Origin of the sequence: Pseudomonas eutrophicaquae, from assembly GCF_023544715.1 — a bacterium.
Lineage (GTDB): Bacteria > Pseudomonadota > Gammaproteobacteria > Pseudomonadales > Pseudomonadaceae > Geopseudomonas.
The window spans coordinates 1-25,868 of sequence record NZ_JAMJEZ010000016.1 but is presented as its reverse complement, the minus strand read 5'-3'; the positions used below and the strand labels follow the sequence as shown (position 1 = coordinate 25,868).

The window sequence follows — 25,868 nt, the reverse complement described above, 5'->3', positions numbered from 1 at the left end:
AGACCGCCCAGGAAACCGAGCAGCTGTCCCGCGAGGGCGAGGCGATCATCCGTCACGCCACCCAAGACATGCAGGCGCTGGCCCGTCAAGTGCAGGCCGCGGCGGCGCAGGTCGGCCAGCTCGATCGGCAGATCCGCCAGATCACCACGATCGTGGACAGCATCCAGACCATCGCCCAGCAGACCAACCTGCTGTCACTCAACGCGGCGATCGAAGCGGCGCGGGCCGGTGAAAGCGGCCAGGGCTTTGCGGTGGTGGCCGGTGAGGTGCGCAAGCTGGCGGTCAGTACCGCGCAGGCCACCAGCGGCATCACCTCGCTGATCGAGGCGATCCGCGAGGAAACCAACCGGGTGGTGGAAAGCATGTCCGGCAGCCTGAGTCAGGTGGAGTCGAGCGTCAGTCTGGTCAATCAGGCTGGCGCCTCGATCCAGCAGATCCATCAGGGGGCCGAGCAGGTGGTGCAGGTGGTGCAGCGCTTCTCCGATCGCTGAGGCGCGGCCCTGTTCGATCAGCGCCCACTATCGCCGGTCTCCGTGCCGCACGGCCCGGGGGCCGTCGATAATGCCGCGTAACGGGGCCGCGGCGGCGGCCTCCCTGCTGATGGATCCCCTGCCATGCGCGATGTGCTCGGCATCACCCTGCCGATCTTTCTGATCATCCTTTTAGGCTTTGTCTCGGCGCGTCGCGGGCTGGTCAGCCGCGACCAGGCACGCGGCATGGGCAACTTCGTCATCCGCTTCGCCCTGCCGGCCCTGCTGGTGCGCGAGCTGGGCAGCCGGCCGATCAGCGAGATCCTGCAGCTCGACTACCTGCTGGCCTATGCCCTGGCCTCGCTGGCGGTGTTCGCGCTGGGCGCCGGCTTCTCGCGCTATGGGCGCGGTGACAGTCTGGCTGGCGCGGCGCTCAACGGGCTGGGCATGTCCGGCTCCAACAGCGGCTTTATCGGCTATCCGGTGGCGGTGATGGTGGTCGGCACCCCGGCGGCGCTGGCCATGGCGCTGGGCATGATGGTCGAGTCGGTGATCATGGTGCCGCTGACCCTGATTCTCTGCGAGATCGGCAAGGAGGGCGGCGGCTCGCGCCTGCAGCTCGCGGCTCAGATCGGCCGGCGTCTGGCCGGCAATCCGATGCTGCTGGGCATTGCCGCGGGCCTGAGCCTGTCATTGCTACAACTGCCGCTGCCCGGCGTGCTGGCCCATAGCCTGGAGCTGCTGGCACGCGCCTCGGCGCCGCTGGCGCTGTTCGTCATCGGCGCCACGCTGCATGGCCTCAAGCCCGGCGGGTTGTGGCTGGATGTGGGGCAGATCACCGTCGGCAAGCTGCTGCTGCATCCACTGGCGGTGTGGATCGCCTTCAGCCTCAGCCCCTCGCTGAGCCAGACCCAGCTGCTGACCGCCCTGCTGTTTGCCAGTGCGCCGATGATGAGCATCTACCCGCTGATCGGTCAGCAGTATGGCCTGGAGAACCGCTGCACCGCGGCCCTGGTCAGCGCCACAGCGCTGTCGTTCTTCAGCATCAGCCTGCTGCTGATGCTGCTGGATGTCTGAAACGCCAGACCCGCCGCAACGCCACAAAAAAGGGGACGCTGCCGCAGCGTCCCCTCCTTGTCCCGGCAAAGGCCGACTCAGTACTGAGCGCCCGGCAGCGGACGCAGGGTGACCTCCACGCGGCGGTTCTGCTGGCGACCGGCTTCGGTGTTGTTGCTGGCCACCGGCTGATCCGGGCCAGCGCCACGGGTGGTGACACGCGCCGGGTTGACGCCCTGGGAGACCAGGTAATTGGCCACGCTCTGCGCACGGCGCTGGGACAGCCCGACGTTGTACTGATAGCCACCGGTGCTGTCGGTGTGGCCGACGATCTCGATGCTGTTCTGGTCGAACTGCTTGAAGGAGTTGGCCAGGTTGCTCAGCGGGCCATAGAAGTTGCTGGCGATGTCGGCCGAGTTGGTGGCGAAGGTGATGTTGCCCGGCATGATCAGCTGCAGGTCATCGCCCTGACGCTGGATCTCCACCCCGGTGCCCTGCATCTGCTGGCGCAGCTGGGCTTCCTGCTTGTCGACGTAGTAGCCATAACCCGCACCCGCGGCACCCGCCACGGCCGCGCCAATCAGCGCGCCCTTGCCGCGGTTGTCATGGTTGATGGCCGCGCCGGCTACTGCGCCGGCCAAGGCACCCAGCCCACCATAAATAGCCGTCTTGTTGCTGTCGGCGGGCGCACCGCCCTGTTGCTGGTAGGGGCTCTGCGCGCAACCGGCGAGCAGCGTGAGGGCCGTGGCGGACAGGATCAGACGGCGGGACAGTTTCATGGACGTTCTCCTTGCAGAGCAATGCGCTTCAGGGTGTGAAGCAAGTGATGGGTTAGAGCCGTGAGCGGGCGATAAATTCCCCGCTCGTGGCAGAGGCCCTCAGGCCTGCTCTTCCGGCAGGCCGAGCAGCTGACGGGCGATGCGGTCGCTGGCGCGTATCAGCGCATCGGTGATCCCGGCCTCGGCGGCGGCGTGTCCGGCATCGCGGATGATCAGCAGCTCGCTGCCCGGCCAGGCCTTGTGCAGCGCCCAGGCGTTGTCCAGCGGGCAGACCACATCATAGCGGCCATGCACGATCACTCCAGGCAGATGGGCGATCCGTGGCATGTGCTGCAGCAGCTGGTCGGGGGCGAGGAAGGCCTGATGCGTGAAGTAATGACACTCGATGCGGGCAATCGACAGTGCACGATGCGGGTCGGCAAAACGCTCGACCACCTCGTGATTGGGGCGCAGGGTCGCCGTGCGCCCCTCCCACACCGACCAGGCCTTGGCAGCCTGCATCTGGGCAATCTGGTCGCTGCCGGTCAGGCGGCGGTAATAGGCGCCAAGCAGATCGTCCTGCTCCTCGGGCGGGATCGGCGCGAGGTAGTCCTCCCAGTAATCGGGAAACAGCCGGCTGGCACCGCTCTGGTAGAACCAGTGAATCTCCTGCGGGCGACAAAGGAAGATGCCACGCAGGATCAGCGCCAGCACCCGCTCGGGATGGGCCTGGGCATAGGCCAAGGACAGCGTCGAGCCCCAGGAGCCGCCAAACAGCACCCAGCGCTCGATATCTAACTGCGCGCGGATCTGCTCGATATCGGCGATCAGGTGCGCCGTGGTGTTGTTCTCAAGGCTGGCATGCGGGGTGGAGCGCCCGCAGCCGCGCTGATCGAAGGTGACGATGCGGTACAGGCTGGGATCGAACCAGCGCCGGCTGCTCGCATCACAGCCAGCCCCCGGGCCACCGTGCACGAATAGCACCGGCAGGCCGTCCGGCGAGCCGCTTTCATCGACGTACAGCGTGTGCTGCCCATCCACCGCCAGGCTGTGGCGGGCATAGGGCTTGATGTCGGGATACAGACTGAGCATGGCCAACTCCTCAGAGGCGGGCATCGGCGGCGGTCACGGCGCGCACCGGGGCGAAACTCTCCGCCTGCGCCAGCTGCCACATCCGCGTGTAGAAATCCTCGGCGCCCGCGCTCTCCAGCAACGCCCCCGGAGCCAGATAGGCGTGCTGCTGGGAGAACAGGTTGATGGCGCTGGAGGGGATGCGCTGGGCCAGGTGCTGCGGGCCCAGCTCGCCGGGATGGCGCAGCCCGGCCGCCGCCACCAGCTCGGCCAGCGCCTTGAGGGTGTTGCGGTGGAAGTTGTAGACGCGCTCGGCCTTGTCCGGCACCACCAGCGCCTGCTGGCGCAGCGGGTCCTGGGTGGCGACACCAGTCGGGCAGCGGTTGGTATGGCAGGACTGGCTCTGGATGCAGCCGATGGCAAACATGAAGCCGCGCGCCGAGTTGGCCCAGTCGGCACCGATCGCCAGCACGCTGGCAATGTCGAAGGCGCTGATGATCTTGCCACTCGCGCCGATACGGATCTGGCTGCGCAGGTTGGCGCCGACCAGCGTGTTGTGCACGAACAGCAGCCCCTCGCGCAGCGGCACGCCCATGTGGTCGGTGAACTCCAACGGCGCGGCGCCGGTGCCGCCCTCCTTGCCGTCCACCACGATGAAGTCCGGCAGGATGCCGGTCGCCAGCATCGCCTTGACGATGGCCATGAACTCCCACGGATGCCCCAGGCAGAACTTGAAGCCGACCGGCTTGCCGCCGCACAGCTCGCGCAGCCGGGCGATGAACTGCAAGAGCTCGATGGGAGTGGAGAAGGCACTGTGCCGGGCCGGTGAAATGCAGTCCTGATCCATCGGAATGCCGCGGGTAGCGGCGATCTCGGCGGTGATCTTGTGCCGGGGCAGGATGCCGCCATGCCCGGGCTTGGCACCCTGACTGAGCTTGATCTCGATCATCTTCACCTGCGGGTCGTTGGCCTGCACGGCAAAGCGCTGCTCATCGAACTGCCCAGCGCCGTCACGGCAGCCAAAGTAGCCGCTGCCGATCTCCCAGATCAGATCCCCGCGGTGCTCGCGGTGGTAAGGGCTGATGCTGCCCTCACCGGTGTCATGGGCAAAGCCGCCCTGCGCTGCGCCCTGGTTGAGGGCGCGGATCGCGTTGGCGCTCAGCGAGCCAAAGCTCATCGCCGAGATATTGAAGATCGACGCCGAATAAGGCTGGCTGCACTGCGGGCCGCCGATCTCGATGCGAAAGGTCGCCGGATCGACGTGATCGGCCGGTAGCATCGAGTGGCCGATGAACTCAAAGCCCGGTTCGCTGACATCACTGAGGGTACCAAACGGCTTGTCGGCCCCCTCGTTCTTGGCCCGGGCATAGACCAGCGAGCGCTGCGCGCGAGAGAACGGCAGCTGCTCGTTGTCGCCCTCGACCAGGTACTGGCGGATTTCCGGGCGCACCTGCTCGATCAGGTAACGGATATGACCGATGACCGGGTAGTTGCGCAGCAGCGCATGGCGCGACTGGCGCAGGTCACGGATGCCAAGCAGGGTCAGTGCGCCGGTCAGCAGGGTCAGCAGCCACCACTCGGACAGCCAGGGCAGGCTGAGCAGGAATAACAGCGCACACCCGGCAAAAACGGCATAACGGCTCAGCAGCGACAGCGTGGTTCTCATCCTGATCTCTCCGGTGGACAGTACTGCACTTGTAGCACCTCCACAGGCATTCGGTCACCGCTGGACGTGCCCAGACCGCACGAAGGTCAGGCAGGTACTACTTGAGCCCGGAGCCGGAGAACACCAGCACCTTGTCATTGCCGAACTGCACGCTGATCAGCGCGCGCTCGTCGGCCCAGTTGCAGCTGGTAAAGCCCAGCGCGCCGGCACACTCGCTGGGGGCGCCGAGCAGGGCTTCGACTTCGGCCTTGCTCATGCCGGTCCGCAGCTGGGCAAAGTTTTCCTGGGTGACCTTGCTGCAGGCGCTCAGCAGCAGCGCACAGGCCAGCAGCGCAAGGGGGCGCAGCGACATCACGAAACTCCTCGGCAAAGTGCCCGCCAGGCACCGGCGGGCCGCAGACGGCGGCCGGGCGGCCGCCAGATGGCATCAGTCGGCGCGATGGTAGGAGGTGACGCGCTCGACTTCCTCACGGGAGCCGAGGAACACCGGTACCCGCTGGTGCAGGCTGGTCGGCTCGATGTCGAGAATACGCTGCACGCCATCGGTAGCCGCGCCACCGGCCTGCTCGATGATCATCGCCATCGGGTTGGCCTCGTACATCAGGCGCAGCTTGCCGGGCATCGACGGGTCGCGGCCATCGCGCGGGTACATGAACAGCCCGCCCCGGGTGAGGATGCGGTGCACATCGGCAACCATCGAAGCAATCCAGCGCATGTTGTAGTTCTTGCCCAGCGGACCTTGCTTGCCGGCCAGCAGCTCATCGACGTAGCGCTTGACCGGGGCTTCCCAGTGGCGCTGGTTGGACATGTTGATGGCAAATTCCGCGGTGCTGGCCGGCACCTGCATGTCCTCGTGGGTCAGCACGAAGCTGCCCAGCTCGCGATCCAGGGTGAAGCCCTTGACGCCATAACCCAGGGTCAGCACCAGCATGGTCTGCGGACCGTAGATCGCATAGCCAGCCGCCACCTGCCGGGTGCCCGACTGCAGGAAGGCGTCATCGCCCAGATGGCCATCGCCGTCGTAGTCGTCCGGGCAGCGCAGCACCGAGAAGATGGTGCCGACCGAGACGTTCACATCGATGTTGGAGGAACCATCCAGCGGATCGAACACCAGCAGGTAAGCACCCTTGGGGTACTGGCCGGGGATCTGGTAGGCGTGATCCATCTCTTCAGACGCCATGCCCGCCAGGTGACCGCCCCACTCGTTGGCTTCCAGCAGGATTTCGTTGGACAGCACATCGAGCTTCTTCTGCACCTCGCCCTGCACGTTCTCGCTGTCGGCACTGCCGAGCACACCGCCCAGCGCGCCCTTGGAGACCTGATGGCTGATGGCCTTGCAGGCACGCGCCACTACCTCGATGAGGAAGCGCAGATCGGCCGGGGTGTGGTTACTGCGGGTTTCTTCGATCAGGTAGCGACTGAGGGTCACACGGGACATGGTGGCGAAGCTCCGGGGGGCTGGGGAGAAAGCGCGCCATTTTAACCCGAGTTGCCGCACCGCGCTGCAGGCATGCAGCGTCTGCCGGGCGTGAAAAAGCGCTGCACGCCGCCCCTGCAGCCCTTATCATCGCGCCCCGTCCTGACCATGACCCCACCTGCCATGCCCAACCCTCACCTGATCGTCGGCGCCGACCCCGAGCGCCTGGACACCTGGATCAAGTTCACCGGCAACAGCCTGTGCCGTGAATGCCGCGCCACCTGCTGCAGCCTGCCGGTGGAGGTGCGCCTCAAGGACCTGCTGCGCCTGGGGCTGATTGATGAGTTCGAGGTAAGCGAGCCGCCGCGCAACATTGCCAAGCGCCTGATCCGCGAGGGGGTGGTGGCGCGCTTTCATCAGAAGACCGGCATTTTCACCCTGGAGCAGCACAGCAGCGGCGACTGCCTGTATCTGGATCAGAAGACCCGCCTGTGCACGGTCTACGCCAACCGTCCGGACACCTGCCGCAACCATCCGCAGATCGGCCCGCGACCGGGCTTCTGCGCCTTCCGCCCCAAGCCGGCCAGCCGCTGACCTAGCCCGGGCGCACCTGATTGCGCCCGCTGTTCTTGGCCCGGTACAGGGCCTTGTCGGCGCGGTCGATCAGGCTGGCCAGACTCTCGCCCACCTGCAGCTCGGCCACGCCGATCGACAGGGTGATCGGGCCGATTTCAAAGCGCTCGTTATGGCCGATCAGCTCACGCAGCCGATCCGCCTGCGCCAGCGCCGCCTTCAGCGGGCAGCTGGGCAGAATCAGCAGAAACTCCTCACCGCCCCAGCGCACCACCCGGTCACTGCTGCGCACATTGCCCTGTAGCAGGTCCGCCACTTCACGCAGCACCCGATCACCGGCGGCATGCCCCCAGCGATCGTTGATGCGCTTGAAGTGATCGACATCGGCCAGCATCACGCAGAGCATCTGGCCAAGCTCCTGAGTCGCCTGATAGGCGCGCTCCAGATGCCGCTCACCGCCGCGCCGGTTGAACAGCCCGGTCAGCGCATCGCGGGTTGCCTGCTGCTGCAGCTCTCGCTCGCGTTTGAGCCGTTCGCTGATATCGCGGGTGATGCTGATGAAGTGGCTGGCCACCCCGTTGGCATCAAAGATCGGCGTGATGGTCTCCTCGCAGTGCAGCTCATGGCCGGCACGGTGCCGGTGGGTGACCACGCACTGATACGTCTGCCCGCCGGCAATGTTCTGCCACAGGGTGCGGCAGAAGCGCGGCACATCCAGTCCCGGGCGCAGCAGCACCAGCGTGCGGCCCTGCACCTCGTCTGCCGGGTAGCCTGTCAGGCGCTGGAAGCCCTGATTGACGAACTCGATCACCCCGCGGGCATTGGCGATAAGCACCGCATCCCCGGCCACATCCAGCGCGCGGGCCAGCAGGTGCAGGGGACGCGCCGCGTCGCCGCACAGCATCTGCTGCAGAGCCATGAAATGCGTGATTCGCCCCTGGGCATCGCGCACCGGCGAAATATTCCACTCCACCGCGTAGGGCGTACCGTCCTTGCGGTAGTTGATGGTGGAACCCCGGAAGCTCTCCCCGGCGCGTAGCTGTGCGCGCAGCTGCTGGAGCACGTCACGATTGGTCAAGGGACCCTGCAGCCGGCGCGGACTCTGGCCGAGCAGCTCCTCTGGGGCGTAACCGCTCATCCGGCAGAAGGCGGCATTCACATAGCAGATGGAAGGCCCCGCCCCATCCAGCGTGGCATCGGTGATCAACGCCGCGTAGCTGCACTGCTCCAGCGCACTGGCCAGCAGCGAATCCGGCAGCGCGGCCTCCCTGTCCTGCACCGGCGCACGGTGCGTGGCGATCTGCCTGTTCGGGAAGTCCATCCCCACTCCTCCATCCCGAGAAAGTCTTTTTGGATCACGTGCGCATGCTACACCGTTGCGCCCACCGCTGCCGACAGGGCGTTAGCCGCAGCCAGCCCAGAGCGCAAAAAGCCCCGCCAGGCGCAGACCGGGCGGGGCTTCTCGTTACCGCTTACTCAGCGCGGATCAGACCTTGCTGCGCTCGTAACGCTTGCGGTCGTTCTCGTTGAGCATCTTCTTGCGCAGACGAATCGACTTCGGCGTCACTTCCACCAGTTCGTCGTCATCGATGAACTCCAGCGCCTGCTCAAGGGTGAACTTGATCGGCGGCACCAGGGCGATGACCTCGTCCTTGCCGGACGCGCGCATGTTGTCGAGCTTTTTGCCCTTGGTCGGGTTGATCACCAGGTCGTTGTCACGGCTGTTGATGCCGCACAGCTGGCCTTCATAGATCTCCTGGCCGGGCTCAAGGAACAGCTTGCCGCGCGCCTGCAGGGTTTCCAGCGAGTAGGTCAGTGCGGTGCCGGTGGCCATCGAGACCAGCACGCCGTTGAGACGGTTGGTGACTTCGCCGGCCTTGATCGGGCCGTAGTGGCTGAAGGTCGAGGTCAGGATGCCGGTGCCCGAGGTCAGGGTCAGGAAGTTGTTACGGAAGCCGATCAGACCGCGCGCCGGGATGGTGTATTCCAGGCGGATACGGCCCTTGCCATCGGGGATCATGTTGGTCAGATCGCCCTTGCGCAGGCCCATCTGCTCCATCACCGGACCCTGGTGCTGCTCCTCGATGTCGATGGTGACGCTCTCGTAAGGCTCCTGCTTCTCGCCGGCCTCGTTCTCGATGATCACCACTTCCGGACGGCCGACGGCCAGCTCGAAGCCTTCGCGGCGCATGGTCTCGATCAGCACCGACAGGTGCAGCTCACCACGGCCGGAGACCTTGAACTTCTCCGGGGAGTCGCCCTGCTCGACGCGCAGCGCCACGTTGTGCAGCAGTTCCTTCTCCAGACGATCCTTGATGTTGCGGCTGGTGACGAACTTGCCTTCCTTGCCGGCGAACGGCGAGTCGTTGACCTGGAAGGTCATGCTCACGGTCGGCTGGTCGACAGTCAGCGGCGGTAGCGCCTCGACGTTCTGCTGGTCGCACAGGGTGTCGGAGATGTACAGCTCGTCCATGCCGGAGACGCAGACGATGTCACCAGCGGTGGCTTCTTCCACCTCGACGCGCTGCAGGCCGGAGTGGCCCATGATCTTCAGGATGCGGCCGTTGCGCTTCTTGCCGTCGGCACCGATGGCGGTGACCGGGGTGTTGGTCTTGACCTTGCCACGGGCGATGCGGCCAATGCCGATCACGCCGAGGAAGCTGTTGTAGTCCAGCTGCGAGATCTGCATCTGGAACGGACCTTCGGTGTCGACGGTCGGCGCCGGCACGTGGTCGATGATCGCCTGGAACAGCGCATCCATGTTGTCGTCCATGGCCTCGTGGTCGAGACCGGCGATGCCGTTCAGGGCGCTGGCGTAGACGATCGGGAAGTCGAGCTGCTCGTCGGTGGCGCCGAGGTTGTCGAACAGGTCGAAGATCTGGTCGATCACCCAGTCCGGACGCGCGCCCGGACGGTCGATCTTGTTGACCACCACGATCGGACGCAGGCCGGCTTTGAAGGCCTTCTGGGTCACGAAGCGGGTCTGCGGCATCGGGCCGTCCTGGGCGTCGACCACCAGCAGCACGGAGTCGACCATCGACATCACGCGCTCGACCTCACCGCCGAAGTCGGCGTGGCCGGGGGTGTCGACGATGTTGATGCTGTAGTCCTTCCACTTCAGCGCGGTGTTCTTGGCCAGGATGGTGATGCCACGTTCCTTTTCCTGGTCGTTGGAGTCCATCACGCGCTCGTTTTCCAGCTCCTTGCGGTCAAGGGTGCCGGACAGGCGCAGGAGCTTGTCGACCAGGGTGGTCTTGCCGTGGTCAACGTGGGCGATGATGGCGATATTGCGCAGATTTTCGATCACAGGGGTGTCTTCTCGATAGGTGACGCTTGAATACGGATGCCGGGCGCCAGCATGGCGCAGGACCGGCGACAATCTGATTAACGGGAGGCCCGCCGGGCGCCGTCGGGGGGGCGGTGGCGGATGCTGCCGCCCAGAAGGCCCGCCTGACGCACCGGGTGCTCAGGCCGGGCGATAGACGCGCACATTGACATGCCCCTCGCTGAGCAGATGGTGGGCATGCAGGCGGCTCATCACGCCGCGCTCGCAGTACAGAAGGTACTGACGGTTGGTGTCCAGCGTCTGGAAACGCTGGTTGATGGCATAGAACGGCAGGCACTGCACCTCGATGCCGGGCAGCACCAGTGGCTGATCCTCGGCCGCATCGGGGTGGCGGATGTCGAGAACGATCTGCCCGGGCAATGCTGCGCTCACGCTTTCGACCTCGACCGCCTGGCCCAGCTCGTCGAGCACCCGATCGACCGTGGTGCGCGTGGCCCGCGCCAGGGCGCGATCCAGCACCGCCATGTCGAAGTGGCTTTCCTCATAGTCGACCCGCAGGCGCTTGGCGCGGGTGGTCGGGTTGACCGAGATCACCCCGCAGTATTCGGGCATGTGCCGGGCAAAGGCGGCGGTGCCGATCTGCTCAGCGGTGGCGATGATGTCCTGCTTGTGGGTGGCAATCAGCGGCCGCAGTACTAGGGCCTCGGTGGCGGCATCGATCACCGACAGGTTGCTGAGGGTCTGGCTGGCCACCTGGGAGATCGCCTCGCCGGTGACCAGTGCCGAAATCTGCAGCTCCTCGGCCAGCCGGCTGGCGGCGCGCAGCATCATGCGCTTGAGCACCACGCCCATGTGGCTGTCATCGACCTTGCCGAGGATCTCGGCGACCACTTCCTCGAAGGGCACGCTGATGAACATGACACGGTGCGAGCGGCCGTACTTCTGCCACAGGTGATGGGCCACTTCCATCACACCCAGCTCATGGGCACGCCCGCCGAGGTTGAAGAAGCAGAAGTGGCTGAGCAGCCCGCGGCGCATGATCTGCCAGGCCGCCACCGAGGAATCGAAACCGCCGCTCATCAGCACCAGGGTCTGCTCTAGCACCCCCAGCGGATAACCGCCCAGCCCTTCGTGCTGGGCGCGGATCAGCAGCAGGCGGTCGAAGCGCACCTCAAGGCGCACCTCAATTTCCGGGTGCTTGAGGTCGATCCCGGCCGCCCCGCACTCGCTGCGCAGACGACCGCCCACATAGGTGGCCAGCTCCACCGAGGAGAACGGGTGCTTGCCGGAGCGCTTGCAGCGCACGGCAAAGGTGCGCCCGGCCAGCCGCTCGGCAAAGTGCTCGCGACAGTGCTCGAACACCGCATCGAAGTCGCCCAGCGGGTACTCGATGACCTCAAGACTGTGGGCGATGCCCGGCGTGCAGCACAAACGCTCGATGATCGCCTCGCGCACCGCCGGCGCATCCTGCTGGCTGATTACCTCGATGTTGTCCCACTCGCCCTGCACATCGATGGCCGGATCCAGATCCTTGAGCACGCTGCGGATGTTCTTGCCCAGCTGCCGGATGAACTGCCGGCGTACCGGACGGCTCTTGATGGTGATCTCGGCGAAGGGCTTGACGATAAGTTTCATGCAGGGGTGTGGCAGCGGCGCGGCGGGAAAAAAGGACGCGGAGTATAACGGAAAACTGCTCAACTCTTGAGCAGTTTTCGCAGGCACCGCCAGTCTGCACCAAAATGTTTCAGGCTGGCACTTGAAAGCACGTGCATGGTGCATGATCCTGAGCGGCGCGCAGGGGCAGGCCCGGCCCGAGCCCCGAAACGGCGCGGGGCGCGCATGCTGACGGGCACTGGCACGCTAGTTGCTTCATGCTAGTGGTCAGGTTACCGGGAAACTGTCCCGCGGGCGTTGCGCCCGGAGCCAACCGATTTCACCGGGCATCATCACCGCCCACGAGTACCCCTGGAGGACCGCATGTCAAAGGCATTGCAACTGATCGAAGAACATGGCGCAAAGTGGATTGACCTGCGCTTCACCGACCCGAAGGGTCGTCAGCACCACATCACCATGCCGGCGCGCGATGCCGACGAGGACTTCTTTGAAGTCGGCAAGATGTTCGATGGCTCCTCCATCGAGGGCTGGAAGGGCATCGAAGCCTCCGACATGATCCTGCTGCCGGACGACAGCACCGCGGTGATGGACCCGTTCACCGAGGAGCCGACCCTGATCCTGGTCTGCGACGTGATCGAGCCCTCGACCATGCAGGGCTACGAGCGCGACCCGCGCGCCATCGCCAAGCGCGCCGAGGAATACCTCAAGACCACCGGCATCGGTGACACCGTATTTGCCGGCCCGGAGCCGGAGTTCTTCATCTTCGATTCCGTGAAGTACAAGTCGGACATGTCCGGCTCGATGTTCAAGATCTTCTCCGAGCAGGCCAGCTGGAACAGCGACGCCGACATGAACGGCGGCCAGGGCAACAACGGTCATCGCATCGCGGTCAAGGGCGGCTACCTGCCGACCCCGCCGGCTGATCCGGATCACGAAATCCGTGCCGCCATGTGTAACGCCCTGGAAGAGATGGGTCAGGTCGTCGAAGTGCACCACCACGAGGTGGCCGCCGGCCAGAACGAGATCGGTGTCAAGTTCAACACCCTGGTTGCCAAGGCTGATGAGGTGCAGAACCTCAAGTACTGCGTGCAGAACGTCGCCGCCGCCTACGGCAAGACTGTGACCTTCATGCCCAAGCCGCTGTACGGCGACAACGGCTCTGGCATGCACGTGCACATGTCGATCGCCAAAGACGGCAAGAACACCTTCGCCGGTGAAGGCTATGCTGGCCTCTCCGATACCGCCCTGTACTTCATCGGCGGCATCATCAAGCACGGCAAGGCGCTGAACGCCCTGACCAACCCGTCGACTAACTCCTACAAGCGTCTGGTCCCGGGCTTCGAGGCGCCGGTGATGCTGGCCTACTCGGCGCGTAACCGCTCCGCGTCGATCCGCATCCCCTACGTGGCCAGCCCGCGCGGCCGCCGTATCGAGGCGCGCTTCCCGGATCCGTCGGCCAACCCGTACTTGGCCTTTGCCGCGCTGCTGATGGCGGGCCTTGACGGTATCCAGAACAAGATCCACCCGGGCGATGCCGCCGACAAGAACCTCTACGACCTGCCGCCGGAAGAAGCTGCCAACATCCCGCAGGTGTGCGGCAGCCTGAAGGAAGCGCTGGAGGCGCTGGAAGCCGACCACGAGTTCCTGCTCAAGGGCGGCGTGTTCACCAAGGACTTCCTCGACGCCTTCATCGAGCTCAAATCCGCTGAAGAGATCAAGGTGCGCACCTTCGTGCACCCGCTGGAGTACGAGCTGTACTACAGCTGCTGATCGTAGCGTGATGCGTACAGAGGCCTCCTTCGGGAGGCCTCTGTCGTTTCGGGCACGCCCCCTGACAGGGCGCCAAGCACCGTCTTGGTGCGTCCTCGCGGTGCACTGCCTATACTGCCGGCATCCCTCGCCTCGGGAAGTGGCGCAGGCCGCCCGCTGCTGGGGCACGACAGTCTGGCGCGCTTCTTGCAGAAACACTGCACCCTCACGGAGCGCCCGCCGATCATGGCTCACGATCACCTGCAACGCCTGCTGCTCGACAACCTGACCACCGCCGTGGTGCTGCTCGATGCCGAGCTGCGCCTGGAATACATGAATCCGGCCGCTGAAATGCTGCTGGGGGTCAGCGGCCAGCGCAGCCTCGGCCTCTTTGTCAGCGAACTGTTCAAGGAAGTGCCCGATGGCCTGTCCGCCCTGCGTCAGGCGGTGGCCAGCGCCCACCCGTTCACCAAGCGCGAGGCGCAGCTGCTGTGCAGCAGCCCCACCAGCCTGACCGTCGATTACACCGCCACGCCGATCCTCGGTAGCCACGGCACCTTGTTGCTGCTCGAGCTGCACCCGCGCGATCGCCTGCTGCGCATCACCAAGGAGGAAGCGCAGCTCTCCAAGCAGGAAACCACCCGCCAGCTGGTGCGCGGTCTGGCCCATGAAATCAAGAATCCGCTCGGCGGTATCCGCGGTGCCGCGCAGTTGCTGGCCCGCGAGCTGCCGGATCCGGCGCTCAAGGACTACACCAAGGTGATCATCGAGGAAGCCGACCGGCTGCGAAATTTGGTCGATCGCCTGCTCGGCTCCAACAAGCTGCCGCAGCTGGCGCCGGTGAACATCCATGAAGTGCTGGCGCGGGTCTGCAGCCTGGTCGAGGCCGAGAGCCAGGGGCGCCTGACCCTTGAGCGTGACTACGACCCGAGCATTCCCGAACTGCTGGCCGATCGCGAGCAGCTGATCCAGGCGGTGCTCAATATTGTGCGCAATGCCATGCAGGCCATCGCCACGCGCCGCAACCCGACTGAGCCGGGGCGCATCGTGCTGCGCACCCGCGCGCTGCGCCAGTTCACAATCGGCCATCAGCGCCACCGGCTGGTCTGCCGGGTGGAGATCATCGACAACGGGCCGGGCATCGACCCGGCACTCAAGGACACCCTCTTCTACCCGATGGTCAGCGGACGCGCCGATGGCACCGGCCTGGGCCTGGCCATCGCGCAGAACATCCTCAACCAGCATCACGGGCTGATCGAGTGCGAAAGCCAGCCCGGCTGCACGGTCTTCTCGCTGTTTCTGCCGCTTGAACAAGGAGCCCCGACCCCATGAACCGACCGGAAACCATCTGGATCGTCGACGACGATCGCTCGATCCGCTGGGTGCTGGAAAAAGCCCTGCAGCAGGCGGGGCTGGCCTGCCAGAGCTTCGAGAATGCCGACAGCCTGCTCCGGCACCTGAGCGTCGAGCAGCCCACGGTGATCCTCTCCGACATCCGCATGCCCGGCGCCAGCGGTCTGGATCTGCTCGCCCGCCTGCGCGAGCGCTATCCGCGCCTGCCGGTGATCATCATGACCGCCCACTCCGATCTGGAGAGCGCGGTGGCCTCCTATCAGGGCGGGGCCTTTGAGTATCTGCCCAAGCCGTTCGATGTCGATGAGGCCGTCTCGCTGGTCAAGCGCGCCGCCCTGCACGCCCGCGAGCAGGATGCCCTGACGGCCCCTGCCGAGCAGGCAGCCACCCCGGAGATCATCGGCGAGGCGGCGGCCATGCAGGAGGTGTTCCGCGCCATCGGCCGGCTCAGCCACTCCCACATCACCGTGCTGATCAACGGCGAATCGGGGACCGGCAAGGAGCTGGTGGCACACGCCCTGCACCGCCACAGCCCGCGCGCCCATGCGCCGTTCATCGCCCTGAACATGGCGGCGATCCCCAAGGATTTGATGGAATCCGAGCTGTTCGGCCACGAGAAAGGCGCCTTCACCGGTGCAGCTGCGCAGCGCCGTGGGCGCTTCGAGCAGGCCGATGGCGGCACCCTGTTCCTCGACGAGATCGGCGACATGCCCGCCGATACCCAGACCCGCCTGCTGCGGGTGCTGGCTGACGGCGAGTTCTACCGGGTCGGCGGGCACACCCCGGTCAAGGTCAATGTGCGGATCATCGCTGCCACCCACCAGAATCTCGAAAACCTGGTGCGCGAGGGCAAGTTCCGCGAGGACCTGTTCCATCGCCTTAACGTGATCCGCATCCACATCCCGCGCCTGGCCGACCGCCGTGAGGACATCCCGGCACTCGCCCGCCACTTCCTCGCCCAGGCCGCCCGGGAGCTGGCGGTCGAGCCCAAGCTGCTCAAGGTGCAGACCGAGGAATACCTGCAGAACCTGCCGTGGCCGGGTAACGTGCGCCAGCTGGAGAACACCTGCCGCTGGATCACGGTAATGGCTTCCGGGCGCGAGGTGCACATTGATGATTTGCCGCCGGAGCTGTTGCAGCACAGCCCGGAACTACCGGTCAGTGGCAGCTGGGAGCAGTGCCTGCGTCTGTGGGCCGAGCAGGCGCTGGCCCGCGGGCAGACGGATCTGCTCGGCAGCGCGCTGCCCGCCTTCGAGCGGGTGATGATCGAGAGCGCCCTCAAGCACACTGCCGGCCGGCGTCGCGATGCCGCCCAGCTGCTCGGCTGGGGGCGCAACACCCTGACCCGCAAGATCAAGGAGCTGGATCTGGCGGTAGAAGGCAGCGACGAGGACGAGGCACCCTGAGCCCCACAGCGTGCCCGTGAATAACAGGGCAGAGGGGCCGCGCCCGGCAGCCCCCACCCGCCCGTCAGGCGCGCTTGGCGAACCAGTCGCTCTTGTGCAGCAGCAGATAAGCCAGCGTGCCGATCACGATGCCCCAGAATGCCGAGCCCAGACCGAAGAAGCTCATCCCCGAGGCAGTGGCCAGGAAGGTGATCACCGACGCCTCACGGTGCTCGGCATCCTCGACCGCGCCCATCAGGTTGCTGGTGATTGCGCCGATCAGCGCAAGACCCGCCAGCACCGCCACAAAGGTGGTCGGCATGGCACTGAACAGCAGGATGATGGTGCCGGCAAAGCAGCCGCCGATCAGGTAGAACAGGCCATTGGCGACCCCGGCAATGTAGCGCTTGGCCGGATCTTCATGGGCATCCTTGCCAGTGCACAGCGCCGCGGTGATCGCGGCGATCACGATGGTGATCCCCCCGACAAAGGCCACCGCCAGCGAGGCCAGGCTGGTGATGGTGATGATCGGCTTGGCCGAGGTCTGGTAACCGGCGCCGCGCAGAATCGCCATACCGGGCAGGAACTGGCCGGTCATGCTGACCAGTACCAGCGGAATCGCCAGACTCAGGGTCGAACTCCAGGTCCACTGCGGGCTGATGAACTGCGGCTGCGCCAGGCTCAGGGTCACCGCCGAGAGGTTGCTGTCCTCCAGCAAGACCGACAGCAGCACACCGACCAGCAGCAGCAGGACCAGCGCATAGCGCGGCAGCAGACGCTTGACCAGCAGGTACGCGGCCAGCATGCCAAAGGCCAGCGCCGGCATGATCTCCACCGCCTTGAAGGCACCGGCGCCGAACTGGAAGAGAATGCCGGCCATCATCGCGCTGGCAATGCCGCGCGGAATGGCCTGCACGATACGGTCGAAATAGCCGCTCAGCCCGATCAAGAGGATGATCACCCCCGCCGTCAGGTAGGCCCCCACCGCCTCGTTGAGGCTGAGTCCGGGGAACAGGGTCACCAGCAGCGCGGTCCCCGGCGCCGACCAGGCGGTGACCACCGGCATCTTCAGCCACAGACTGAGCACGATGCCCGACAGCGCCGCCCCCACCGAGATCCCCCAGACCCAGGAGCTCATCATCTCGGTGGAGACCCCGGCGCTCTGCGCCGCCTGGAAGAAGATGATCAGCGGCCCGGCATAGGAGACCAGCACCGCGAGAAAGCCGGCCGTGAGCGCCGATACGGAAACGTCTTTATGGATCATGGAGAACATCCTGAGAGAGAAGCAGGCCGGCCTCAGCCGGACGCCTCACCTTAGGCAGCGGGCGGCGATTGATAAACTGTGCAGAACCGACAACACTGTTCAGCCATTTCAAACAATCAGCCCGGTATTTCCCATGGATCGCTTTCAGGCCATGCAGTTGTTCGTGCGCATCGTCGAGCTGGGCAGCTTCAGCCGGGCGGCCGAGCAGCAGGGCATTTCCCGCGCCTCGGCCACCGCGCTGCTCAAGCAGCTGGAGGCGCATCTGGGCACCCGCCTGCTGCAGCGCACCACCCGTCAGGTCAATCCGACCCTTGATGGGCAGACCTACTACCGGCACTGCCTGGCGATTCTTGCCAGTCTCGAGGCCGCCGAGGGGCTGCTCTCCCAGCATGCCCAGCACCCGCGTGGCCGGCTGAAGGTCGATCTGCCGGCCTCGTTCGGTCGCCTGCAGGTGATCCCGGCACTGCCGGATTTTCACGCCCGCTACCCGGATATCACCCTGGAGATCGGCCTGCGGGACCGGATGATCGATCTGGTGCGCGAGGGGGTCGATTGCGTGGTGCGGATCGGTGAGCTGGGCGATTCGACGCTGATCGCCCGGCCACTGGCGGCGCTGGAACAGGTCACCTGCGCCAGCCGCGCGTATCTCGCGCAACACGGCCTCCCGACCGGGCTGCCGGAGCTGGTCGGCCACCAGTGCGTCGAGTACCTGTCCTCGACCACCGGGCGGGTGCAGCCATTGGCGTTTATGGTCGAGGGCCGGCTGGAGGCCTTCACGCTGCCGGCGCGGCTGGCGGTCAATCATGGTGAATCCTACGTGGCCGCCTGCGAAGCCGGCCTGGGTCTTATCCAGGTCCCGCGCTATCACGTCGCCCGCCAGCTGCAGGCCGGCACCCTGGTGGAGCTGCTGAGTGCCTACCGGCCACCGGCGCTGCCGATGCATGTGCTGTACGCCCATCACCAGCATCTGGCGCCGCGCCTTAGGGTGTTCATCGACTGGCTGGTCGAGCACTTCCCGGCATCCGGCGCCCGATAACCGCCCACTATTTACTCGGCACGAACAGTGCAGTGCGGGCGCCGCGCTTTATCTGCACGAAGGACTGCTCCGATACTGCACGCTCTCCCCCACCTAGGTTCCCGCCATGCTGCGCCTTCCCCGCAATTCCTATCTGCTGCTGACCCTGACCTCGCTGTTCTGGGCCGGCAACATGGTGATGAGCCGCGGCCTGCGTGAGGACCTGCCGCCGGTCGGTCTGGCATTCTGGCGCTGGGCGATTGCCCTGCTCTGCGTGCTGCCGCTGGCACTGCCCCACCTGCGCAGCCAGTGGCCGCTGCTGCGCCAGGCCTGGAAGCCGCTGCTGTTTCTCGGCGTGTTCGGCATCGGCTGCTACAACACGCTGTCTTACGTCGCCGTGCAGTACACCACGGCGACCAGCGCCACCCTGCTCAACTCCTTCATTCCGGTGGCCACTCTGGCGCTGGCCTTTGTGCTGTTCGGGCGCCGGCTGGGACGACTGGAGGCCTGCGGGGTGCTGGTGTCGCTGAGCGGTGTGGCGCTGCTGATCAGCCGCGGTGAGCCGGCCAGCCTGCTGTCACTGGGGCTGAACATCGGCGATCTGTGGATGCTCGGCGCGGTGCTGGCCTGGAGCCTGTACACCGTGGGCCTGCAGTGGCGCCCGGCGGGGGTCGATCCGATGCTGCTGCTCGCCACGCTGATCGTCATCGGCCTGCTGCTGATGGCACCGCTGTATCTCTGGGAGCTGGCCAGCGGCCGTTATATTCGCGTCCATGCCGGCTCTCTGGCCGGCATCCTGTATGCGGGGGTGGTGGCGGCGTTTCTCGGGGTGCTGCTGTTCAACCGGGCGCTGGCCGTGGTGGGGCCGGCGGTCGGCTCGCTGTTCATCCACCTGCAGCCGGTGTTCGCCGCCCTGCTGTCGATCGCCCTGCTCGGCGAGTACCCGCAGGGCTATCACCTAGCCGGCATGGCGCTGGTGCTAAGTGGCATCGGGCTGACCATGCGCGCGCCCGCTGCAGCGAGCACTCGCTAGGTCAGGGACTTCGCAGGCGCGCCGCTCAGCGAGGCGCAGGACGCGGCGCAGCGGCGCTGCGGGTCGCCAGCAGCAGACCGCCAAAGATCAGCGCACCGCCCAGCCAGTGATAGAACGCCAGCCCCTCATCCAGCAGCAGCCAGCCGAGCAGCGCGGCAAACACCGGCATCAGGTAGCTGAACAGCGAGGCACGCGCCGCCCCCAGCACCCGCAGACCGTTGTTCCAGGCGAGATAAGCCAGCAGCGAGGCGAACAGCGCCGTGTAGGCCATCGCCCCCAGACTGGCCACGCCGGGCACAAAGCCACCGACCAGCCACCATTCGAGCAGATAGAACGGCAGCAGCAGGATCCAGCCATAGAGGATGGTCACGCCCAGCAGCGCCAGCGGCGCCAGGGCAAACCGCCCGGACCACAGGCGCATCAGCAGCGAGTACAGCGCCCAGACCGCCACCGCCAGCAGCATCAGCAGATCGCCGGGGTAGAAATCCAGGGCCAGGAAGGTCGCCGGATCACCGCGCCCGATCAGCAGCAGCAGACCGCACAGCGCTACGCCCATGCCCAGCCAGGCCCGGCGGGCCGGCCATTCATTGAGCAGCAGGCCAGCGCCGATGAAGGTGGCCAGCGGCAGGCAGGTATTGAGCAGGGTGATATTGATGGCCGTGGTGCTCTGCGCGGCCAGATAGAGCAGCGAGTTGTAGCCGGTAATGCCCAGCGCACTCACCCCCCAGAGACGCCAGCCAGCCGCCCGCAGCTGGGCACGCTGCTGCCAGAGGCTGCGTCCGACAAAGGGCAGCAGGATCAGCAGTGCCAGGCTCCAGCGCCCGAACGCCAGGGCCAGCGGCGGTAGGCTGTCGACCACCGCGCGGGCAACCAGCGCATTGCCGGCCCAACACAGCACCGCCACCACCAGCCCCGCTGCGGCCCATCCAGCCGCGCGGTTCATCGCCCCACCCCACAACCCCGCCACATTGCCAGGGTACGGGTACTCACAATGGATTCAGGCATCACGATCATCTCTTGCGAAAAAGGACACGGCCGCGGCGGCACCCGGTGAACAACCGGGCCAGCGCACGGGGTCAGTCGAACAGCGGACACGCCATGATCAGCGCATCCTCACGCCCACCAGCCAGCGGGTAGTAGTCGCGGCGCCGGCCGATCTCGTTGAAGCCAAAGCGCTCGTACAGCCGGTACGCCGACTGGTTGGAAGCGCGCACCTCGAGAAAGCACTCGTTGCCCCCGCGCGCGCGGGCGCGCTGCATCAAGTGCTCGAGCAGGCGCAGCCCAAGACCCCGCCCCTGACTCTGCGGCTTGATCGTGATGTTCAGCAGGTGGGCTTCATCGAGGATCAGGTTGATCACCCCGTGCCCGACCTGCTGATCGCCCTCGAACATCAGCCAGCACTCGTAGGATTGCAGCGCATCGGTAAAGATGCCGCGCGTCCAGGGATGGCTGAAAGCGGCATATTCGATCTTCAGGACCGCATCGAGGTCTGCGGCGGTCATCGGGCGAAAGCGGATTGCATCACTCATCGGGGAATATCCAGCGGTGCCGTTCACGGCGCATATGGTGCCAGAGCTCGCCCTTGAGGGCGGGACGCTCCAGCAGTGACTCCAGATCAGGCAGCGCCCAGGCCGTGCCCAGACCATCCAGGCGCACGCTCTGGCCATCGGCGACCTGCGGCGCACCGGCAAACTGCCGGGCCGCGGCACCGATCAGCCAGAGGCCGCGGGTCAGTGTGGCTTCCTGCTGCGCCTGCAGCACCGTGCAGACATAACGCTGCGCCGCCTCAACGCCCTGATCGAAATGACTGACGCGCCCGCGCAGCATCGGCCAGCGGATCGGCTCGCCCAGCGGCTGCGGGCTGTCGGGCAGTCCAGCCGCCCGCAACAGATCACGCAGCAGCAGATAGCCCGGATCACGGCGAGCGAAGGCTTCACCGGTGGGCAGGCTGACCAGCAGCAGGCAGGCACCGGCCCGCAGCAGTTGCAGGCTGAAGCGCGGGATCAGCGCCGCGGCCGGCGCGGGCGTGACGGGGGGCGTGTCCTGGGATTCGACCGGTGCTACGGGGGCGGCCGCGCGCTGGGTCTCGGCCGTCGCCGATGGCGGCGCCTGCAGCGCAGCCTTCAAGGCCGCCGCCTGCTGCGCCGGTGGCGCTGTGCTGACTGCGCTGAGGGGGCGCTTCGGTGGCGGCACGGTGGCACTGACCGGACGCCGCGGCGCAGCCGCTGGCCGTACAGGGACAGGCGCAGGCAGCACCAGAAGCTCAGGGCGCGAGGGGGCGGCAAATGGCAACGTCTGGCGCGGCAGCCAGACATCGACCTGCATGGCACTCAGCCATGCACGCCGCTGCGGCTCGTCGATCACCGGTGACATCCGTACAGGTCAGCAGGTTTCATCGCAGGCTCCACATGGGCAGGGCCGCGATTGTGGCGCGAATTGCCGTGGCGGAAAAGTCGCCCGACCATCGGTTCAAGGCTTCAGCGTGATGTGTGGCGCCCACTGCAACCACTCCTCTTCTGGCTGCTCGAACAGCGCAAAGGTCTGGCCAGGCTGCACCGGGCGCGGCTCCTCGGGGGTGGCAAAGGCGATTCCGCCTTCCAGCAGGGCCTCCAGCGACTCGGTGCGAATCTGCGCACCCTTGAGCAGGCCGACTTCGACACCAATCCCGCTGGCATTCCAGAAACGACTGCCGCCCCGCACCAGCGGGGCATAACGCGGCTCGATCAGGATGTGGACCAGGACACGGTCAGCGCGCGGCCCCAGCTCGACACGGGTGACCTTGCCCACCGGCATCTCCCGGTAGGTCACCGCCACTCCAGCCTTGAGAGAACCACGCCGCGGTGTGCTGAGGACCAGCGGCAGACCGGCCTCGCGCTGCACTGCATTCGGCGCCTGCTCCTCGACCGTGAAGCGGGTCTGTACAGGCCCCGGACGAACGGCCGGCTGAACCTCCAGATAGGGTCCGCTGATCAACGTATCCAGATGCTCGCTGCGCACCAGCCCGAGCTGCGGGCGCACCACCCAGAAGCGACTGCCGACACGGGCAATGCGCTCGCCGGCCTGCTCGACCCGTACCCGTAGCAGCACCTGTTCCAGATCGCCACTCAGCTCGACCTGCTCAACATGGCCGATCTGCAGGCCGCGGTAGCGCAGCGGTGTGCCCTCCTGCAGCCCATCACCGCGGGGCAGACTAAGCTCCAGCACCTGCCCACGGGACAGCGCCTGCTGCTCATCATCGAACAGGCGCACGCGCTGCCCTGGGGCCAGCGGGCGGGCCTGTGGATCCGGGGTGTCGAGCGCAATACCGCCCAGCAGCAGGGTCTGCAGCGACTCGCTGTGCAGATCGATACCGCCCAACCCGCCCTTGAGACGCACGCCACTGGCATTCCAGAAGCGAGTCGAAGCGTTGATCAGCCCGGCATGCTGCGCTTCGATATGGACACCGATCAGCACCTGCTGGCGATCACGGGACAGCTCGTAGCTCTGCACGCTACCGACCCGCATCTGCCGATAAAGCAGCGGGCTGCCGATCTCCAGGGAGCCCAGTCGCGGCGCACTCAGCACCAGGTGTACACCCGGCGCATCGATATTGAGCGGTGGCGCTTTGGCCAGAATATTGAACTCGCGGCCGGGCGAACCTTGCTTGCCAAAACGCACGGCCAGGTAGTTGCCCTGCACCAGAGCCTCGAGGCCGCTGATGCCGGCCAGGGAAATCGACGGCTTGACCATCCAGAACTCGCTGCTGGCCAGCAGCAGTTCTTCGGTGCGCGGGTCCATGGTCAGCTCGGCCACCGGCTGGGCAAAGTCGCGGCCCATGTCGATCTTCTTCAGGGTGCCGACCTGCACGCCGTTGTACATCACCGGGGTCCGCCCCGCCTGCAGCCCGGCCACATCCCGCAGCTTGAGCATCACCTTGAGGCCAGCCTCGGCGCTTTCGTAATCATCGTAGAGGCGAAAGGGCAAGGCCGGATCGGTGGGCGGGCTGTCGGCACGGTGCTCGGGCGTGGCAAAGGCAATGCCGCCGGTGGCCAGACTGACCAGCGATTCGGTGCGCAGCTTGAAGCCCGACAAGCCGCCGCTGAAGGTCAGCCCGCCGGCGTTCCAGAAGCGGGTGTGCTTGCGGACCAGAGGCGCATAGGGCTCCTCGATGTAGATCTGCAGCTCGACGGTGCGCTGATCCTCGGCCAGCCGGTAGTTCTTCACCTGCCCCACCTGAATCTGCCGGTAGTAGACCGGACTGCCCTGCTCCAGCGAGCCCAGCCGCTCCGCCTTGAGGGTGAAGTGCAGGCCCGGCAAGCGATCGGAGAGCGGCGGCGGCTCACGCAGCGCCTGGAACTCGCGGTGCAGGTCACCCTTGACCGGGTCAATCGCGATATAGATGCCGGACACCAGGGTTTCCAGACCGGTGACTCCGGCCAGTGACACCCGCGGCTTGACCAGCCAGAAGCGCGTGTCGCGACTCAGGTACTCCCTGGCCTCGCGGTTGATCTCAACGGTGGCCTCGACGCCTTGCAGGTTCTCGCTGACATGCAGATCAATCACCCGGCCAACCGCGATGCCCTTGTGCATCACCTGGGTCTTGTTGACCTGGATACCCTCGCCGTCGGCAAACTGCACGCGAATCTCCACGCCGGCCTCACTGAAGGCGCGCCAGAGCAGCCACAGCCCAATGAGCAGAGCCAGCAGGGGCAGGATCCAGATGGCGGACCAATGGCTGGTCTTGCGGATCTCGGGGGTGAGCAGCTCAGTCATCGGGGTGGTTCCCGTCGGTGTTGTCCCAGATCAGCCGGGGATCGAAGGTAATGGCGGCCAACATGGTGAGGATCACCACCGCGGCAAAGGCCAGTGCCCCGGCTCCGGCTTCGATGCTGGCCAGATTGCCGAAGCGGACCAACGCCACCAGGATGGCGATCACGAAGATGTCGAGCATCGACCAGCGGCCAATCCACTCGATGAAGCGGTACATGATGATGCGCTGACGTGCGGACATCACTTGATGACGCTGTACGGAATAGAGCAGCAACGCGATACCCAGCAACTTGAAGCTCGGCACCAGAATGCTGGCGACAAAGACCACTGCCGCGATCGGCAGCATCCCGGCATGGATCAGCTCAATCACACCGCCCATGATGGTTGCCGGACTGTCGCGACCGAACAGACTGACGTTCATGATTGGCAGCAGATTCGCCGGGATGTACAGCAGCGCCGCCGTCAGCAGCAAGGCCCAGGTGCGGGCGATGCTGTTGGGGCGCCGGGCATGCAAGACCGCGCCGCAGCGACGACAACGCGGAGCCTGGCCGGGAGATGGACGGTTGAGCTGGTGACACTCGTGACAGACCCAAAGACCGGCATCAAGGGCGCGCATGCTCATCCTCCAGTGCCGCCCAGATCTGTTGTGGCGACATGCTGACCTCCAGCCATATCTGGGCCAGCAGCAGAGCGATGAAACAGAACAGTCCCACGCCGACACGCAAATCAGCCATATCGACCAGCTTGACGATGGAGACGAGGATGCCAATCAGGTAGACCTCGAGCATGCCCCACTCGCGCAGGTGATGGTAGGCGCGATAGAGCCCGCGCCCCCAGCCTCGCGCCATGCGCCACTGGATACAGAGCAGGACCGCCAGCTGACAGAGCAGCTTGAGCAGCGGGATCACCATGCTGCAGAGAAATACCACCAGTGCCACGACCTGCATCTCACCGTAATACAGCCCGAGGACCCCGCTCCAGACGGTTTCTTCACGGCGCTGACCGAGCAACTCCAGTTGCATGATCGGCAAGAAGTTGGCCGGGATGAACAGCAGCAGTGCAGTCAGCACCAGTGCCAGGCTACGTCGCTGCACCTGCGCACGTTGAGCAAACAGCTCGCAGCCACAGCGAGGACAGCGCGCTTTCTGCTCGACGCCCAGCACCGGCCGACGCAGCAACAGGTCGCAGTCATGACAGGCCAGCAATTGCTCGAGCGGCAGGTCTTGCAGGGGGTGATGGGGCGGCGTCGTGGGCATGGTGTCAGCCGTGGTGGCAGTTCATATCGACGATCTGGCTGCTTGGCAGCGCAAAGACAAACCCCCGATCCGCTTACGCGGGTCGGGGGTTTGGGATAGGTGCTTGACGATGACCTACTCTCACATGGGGAGACCCCACACTACCATCGGCGA

Annotated in this window: 23 protein-coding genes; 8 read left to right on the top strand and 15 right to left on the bottom strand. The window is 65.9% G+C overall.

The features are described from left to right. Positions 1 to 68: 68 nt before the first annotated feature. Together MXC11_RS12255 and MXC11_RS08660 are read left to right on the top strand one after the other, a co-directional pair. Positions 69 to 491 (top strand): methyl-accepting chemotaxis protein, encoded by a 423-nt coding sequence (locus tag MXC11_RS12255; protein ID WP_462938114.1) that lies wholly within the window; start codon positions 69 to 71, stop codon positions 489 to 491. Between the two features lie 123 nt (positions 492 to 614). Next, on the top strand, positions 615 to 1,547 hold the full coding sequence (locus tag MXC11_RS08660) for an AEC family transporter (RefSeq protein WP_250008480.1): 933 nt from the start codon (positions 615 to 617) through the stop codon (positions 1,545 to 1,547). A gap of 77 nt (positions 1,548 to 1,624) precedes the next feature. On the opposite strand, the gene MXC11_RS08655 is transcribed toward MXC11_RS08660, so the two are convergent. The 5 genes from MXC11_RS08655 to MXC11_RS08635 all read right to left on the bottom strand — a co-directional run bounded on the left by MXC11_RS08655 (position 1,625) and on the right by MXC11_RS08635 (position 6,459). Further along, positions 1,625 to 2,305 (bottom strand): OmpA family protein, encoded by a 681-nt coding sequence (locus tag MXC11_RS08655; RefSeq protein WP_250008472.1) that lies wholly within the window; start codon positions 2,303 to 2,305, stop codon positions 1,625 to 1,627. Between the two features lie 99 nt (positions 2,306 to 2,404). Further along, a complete protein-coding gene (pip, locus tag MXC11_RS08650; protein ID WP_250008465.1) occupies positions 2,405 to 3,376 on the bottom strand; it encodes a prolyl aminopeptidase in 972 nt (323 codons plus the stop codon). Positions 3,377 to 3,386: 10 nt separating this feature from the next. Continuing rightward, positions 3,387 to 5,021, bottom strand: coding sequence for an FMN-binding glutamate synthase family protein (locus MXC11_RS08645; protein ID WP_250008458.1), 1,635 nt, complete (start codon positions 5,019 to 5,021; stop codon positions 3,387 to 3,389). 97 nt (positions 5,022 to 5,118) lie between these two features. Continuing rightward, the gene (gene bamE / locus MXC11_RS08640) at positions 5,119 to 5,373 is read right to left on the bottom strand and encodes an outer membrane protein assembly factor BamE domain-containing protein (RefSeq protein ID WP_250008452.1); all 255 of its coding nucleotides are present in this window, start codon (positions 5,371 to 5,373) and stop codon (positions 5,119 to 5,121) included. Positions 5,374 to 5,448: 75 nt separating this feature from the next. After that, a complete protein-coding gene (locus tag MXC11_RS08635; protein ID WP_250008445.1) occupies positions 5,449 to 6,459 on the bottom strand; it encodes a class 1 fructose-bisphosphatase in 1,011 nt (336 codons plus the stop codon). Between the two features lie 162 nt (positions 6,460 to 6,621). On the opposite strand from MXC11_RS08635, the gene MXC11_RS08630 reads away from it, so the two are divergent. Next, positions 6,622 to 7,032, top strand: coding sequence for a YkgJ family cysteine cluster protein (locus MXC11_RS08630; protein ID WP_250008437.1), 411 nt, complete (start codon positions 6,622 to 6,624; stop codon positions 7,030 to 7,032). Between the two features lies 1 nt (position 7,033). On the opposite strand, the gene MXC11_RS08625 is transcribed toward MXC11_RS08630, so the two are convergent. The 3 genes from MXC11_RS08625 to thiI all read right to left on the bottom strand — a co-directional run bounded on the left by MXC11_RS08625 (position 7,034) and on the right by thiI (position 11,932). After that, entirely contained in the window at positions 7,034 to 8,332 is a 1,299-nt protein-coding gene (locus MXC11_RS08625; RefSeq protein WP_250008430.1) for a sensor domain-containing diguanylate cyclase, read from the bottom strand. 165 nt (positions 8,333 to 8,497) lie between these two features. Then, the gene (gene typA / locus MXC11_RS08620; protein ID WP_250008422.1) at positions 8,498 to 10,318 is read right to left on the bottom strand and encodes a translational GTPase TypA; all 1,821 of its coding nucleotides are present in this window, start codon (positions 10,316 to 10,318) and stop codon (positions 8,498 to 8,500) included. A gap of 159 nt (positions 10,319 to 10,477) precedes the next feature. Then, a complete protein-coding gene (thiI, locus tag MXC11_RS08615; RefSeq protein WP_250008408.1) occupies positions 10,478 to 11,932 on the bottom strand; it encodes a tRNA uracil 4-sulfurtransferase ThiI in 1,455 nt (484 codons plus the stop codon). Between the two features lie 342 nt (positions 11,933 to 12,274). Between thiI and glnA the strand changes: the two genes are divergently transcribed. The 3 genes from glnA (at position 12,275) to ntrC (ending at position 16,419) form a co-directional block, all read left to right on the top strand. Then, on the top strand, positions 12,275 to 13,681 hold the full coding sequence (gene glnA / locus MXC11_RS08610; RefSeq protein ID WP_250008399.1) for a type I glutamate--ammonia ligase: 1,407 nt from the start codon (positions 12,275 to 12,277) through the stop codon (positions 13,679 to 13,681). 225 nt (positions 13,682 to 13,906) lie between these two features. Then, complete coding sequence (gene glnL / locus MXC11_RS08605; RefSeq protein WP_250008385.1) at positions 13,907 to 14,992, top strand: nitrogen regulation protein NR(II); 1,086 nt, start codon at positions 13,907 to 13,909, stop codon at positions 14,990 to 14,992. Further along, positions 14,989 to 16,419, top strand: coding sequence for a nitrogen regulation protein NR(I) (gene ntrC / locus MXC11_RS08600; RefSeq protein ID WP_250008381.1), 1,431 nt, complete (start codon positions 14,989 to 14,991; stop codon positions 16,417 to 16,419). The genes glnL and ntrC overlap by 4 nt, the downstream gene beginning before the upstream one ends. A 64-nt stretch (positions 16,420 to 16,483) precedes the next feature. Here ntrC and MXC11_RS08595 read toward each other — a convergent pair whose 3' ends face one another. Continuing rightward, a complete protein-coding gene (locus tag MXC11_RS08595; RefSeq protein WP_284060456.1) occupies positions 16,484 to 17,662 on the bottom strand; it encodes a benzoate/H(+) symporter BenE family transporter in 1,179 nt (392 codons plus the stop codon). Between the two features lie 133 nt (positions 17,663 to 17,795). Between MXC11_RS08595 and MXC11_RS08590 the strand changes: the two genes are divergently transcribed. Further along, complete coding sequence (locus MXC11_RS08590) at positions 17,796 to 18,698, top strand: LysR family transcriptional regulator (RefSeq protein WP_250008373.1); 903 nt, start codon at positions 17,796 to 17,798, stop codon at positions 18,696 to 18,698. 106 nt (positions 18,699 to 18,804) lie between these two features. Next, positions 18,805 to 19,710 carry a DMT family transporter gene (locus MXC11_RS08585; protein WP_250008366.1) on the top strand — a complete coding sequence of 302 codons (906 nt, stop codon included), beginning with the start codon at positions 18,805 to 18,807 and terminating at the stop codon, positions 19,708 to 19,710. 25 nt (positions 19,711 to 19,735) lie between these two features. On the opposite strand, the gene MXC11_RS08580 is transcribed toward MXC11_RS08585, so the two are convergent. From MXC11_RS08580 to MXC11_RS08555, 6 genes are all read right to left on the bottom strand, one after another. After that, positions 19,736 to 20,653 carry a DMT family transporter gene (locus tag MXC11_RS08580; RefSeq protein WP_250008353.1) on the bottom strand — a complete coding sequence of 306 codons (918 nt, stop codon included), beginning with the start codon at positions 20,651 to 20,653 and terminating at the stop codon, positions 19,736 to 19,738. Positions 20,654 to 20,786: 133 nt separating this feature from the next. Further along, on the bottom strand, positions 20,787 to 21,239 hold the full coding sequence (gene rimI, locus MXC11_RS08575) for a ribosomal protein S18-alanine N-acetyltransferase (protein ID WP_250008350.1): 453 nt from the start codon (positions 21,237 to 21,239) through the stop codon (positions 20,787 to 20,789). Then, entirely contained in the window at positions 21,232 to 22,074 is an 843-nt protein-coding gene (locus tag MXC11_RS08570; RefSeq protein ID WP_250008340.1) for a protein TonB, read from the bottom strand. Before MXC11_RS08570 ends, rimI begins: the two co-directional genes overlap by 8 nt. A gap of 105 nt (positions 22,075 to 22,179) precedes the next feature. Beyond that, complete coding sequence (locus MXC11_RS08565; protein WP_250008331.1) at positions 22,180 to 24,462, bottom strand: PqiB family protein; 2,283 nt, start codon at positions 24,460 to 24,462, stop codon at positions 22,180 to 22,182. After that, entirely contained in the window at positions 24,455 to 25,075 is a 621-nt protein-coding gene (locus MXC11_RS08560) for a paraquat-inducible protein A (RefSeq protein WP_250008320.1), read from the bottom strand. Before MXC11_RS08560 ends, MXC11_RS08565 begins: the two co-directional genes overlap by 8 nt. Next, positions 25,062 to 25,715: a paraquat-inducible protein A gene (locus tag MXC11_RS08555; protein WP_250008315.1), complete on the bottom strand. Its 654-nt coding sequence runs from the start codon at positions 25,713 to 25,715 to the stop codon at positions 25,062 to 25,064. Before MXC11_RS08555 ends, MXC11_RS08560 begins: the two co-directional genes overlap by 14 nt. Positions 25,716 to 25,868 lie beyond the last annotated feature (153 nt).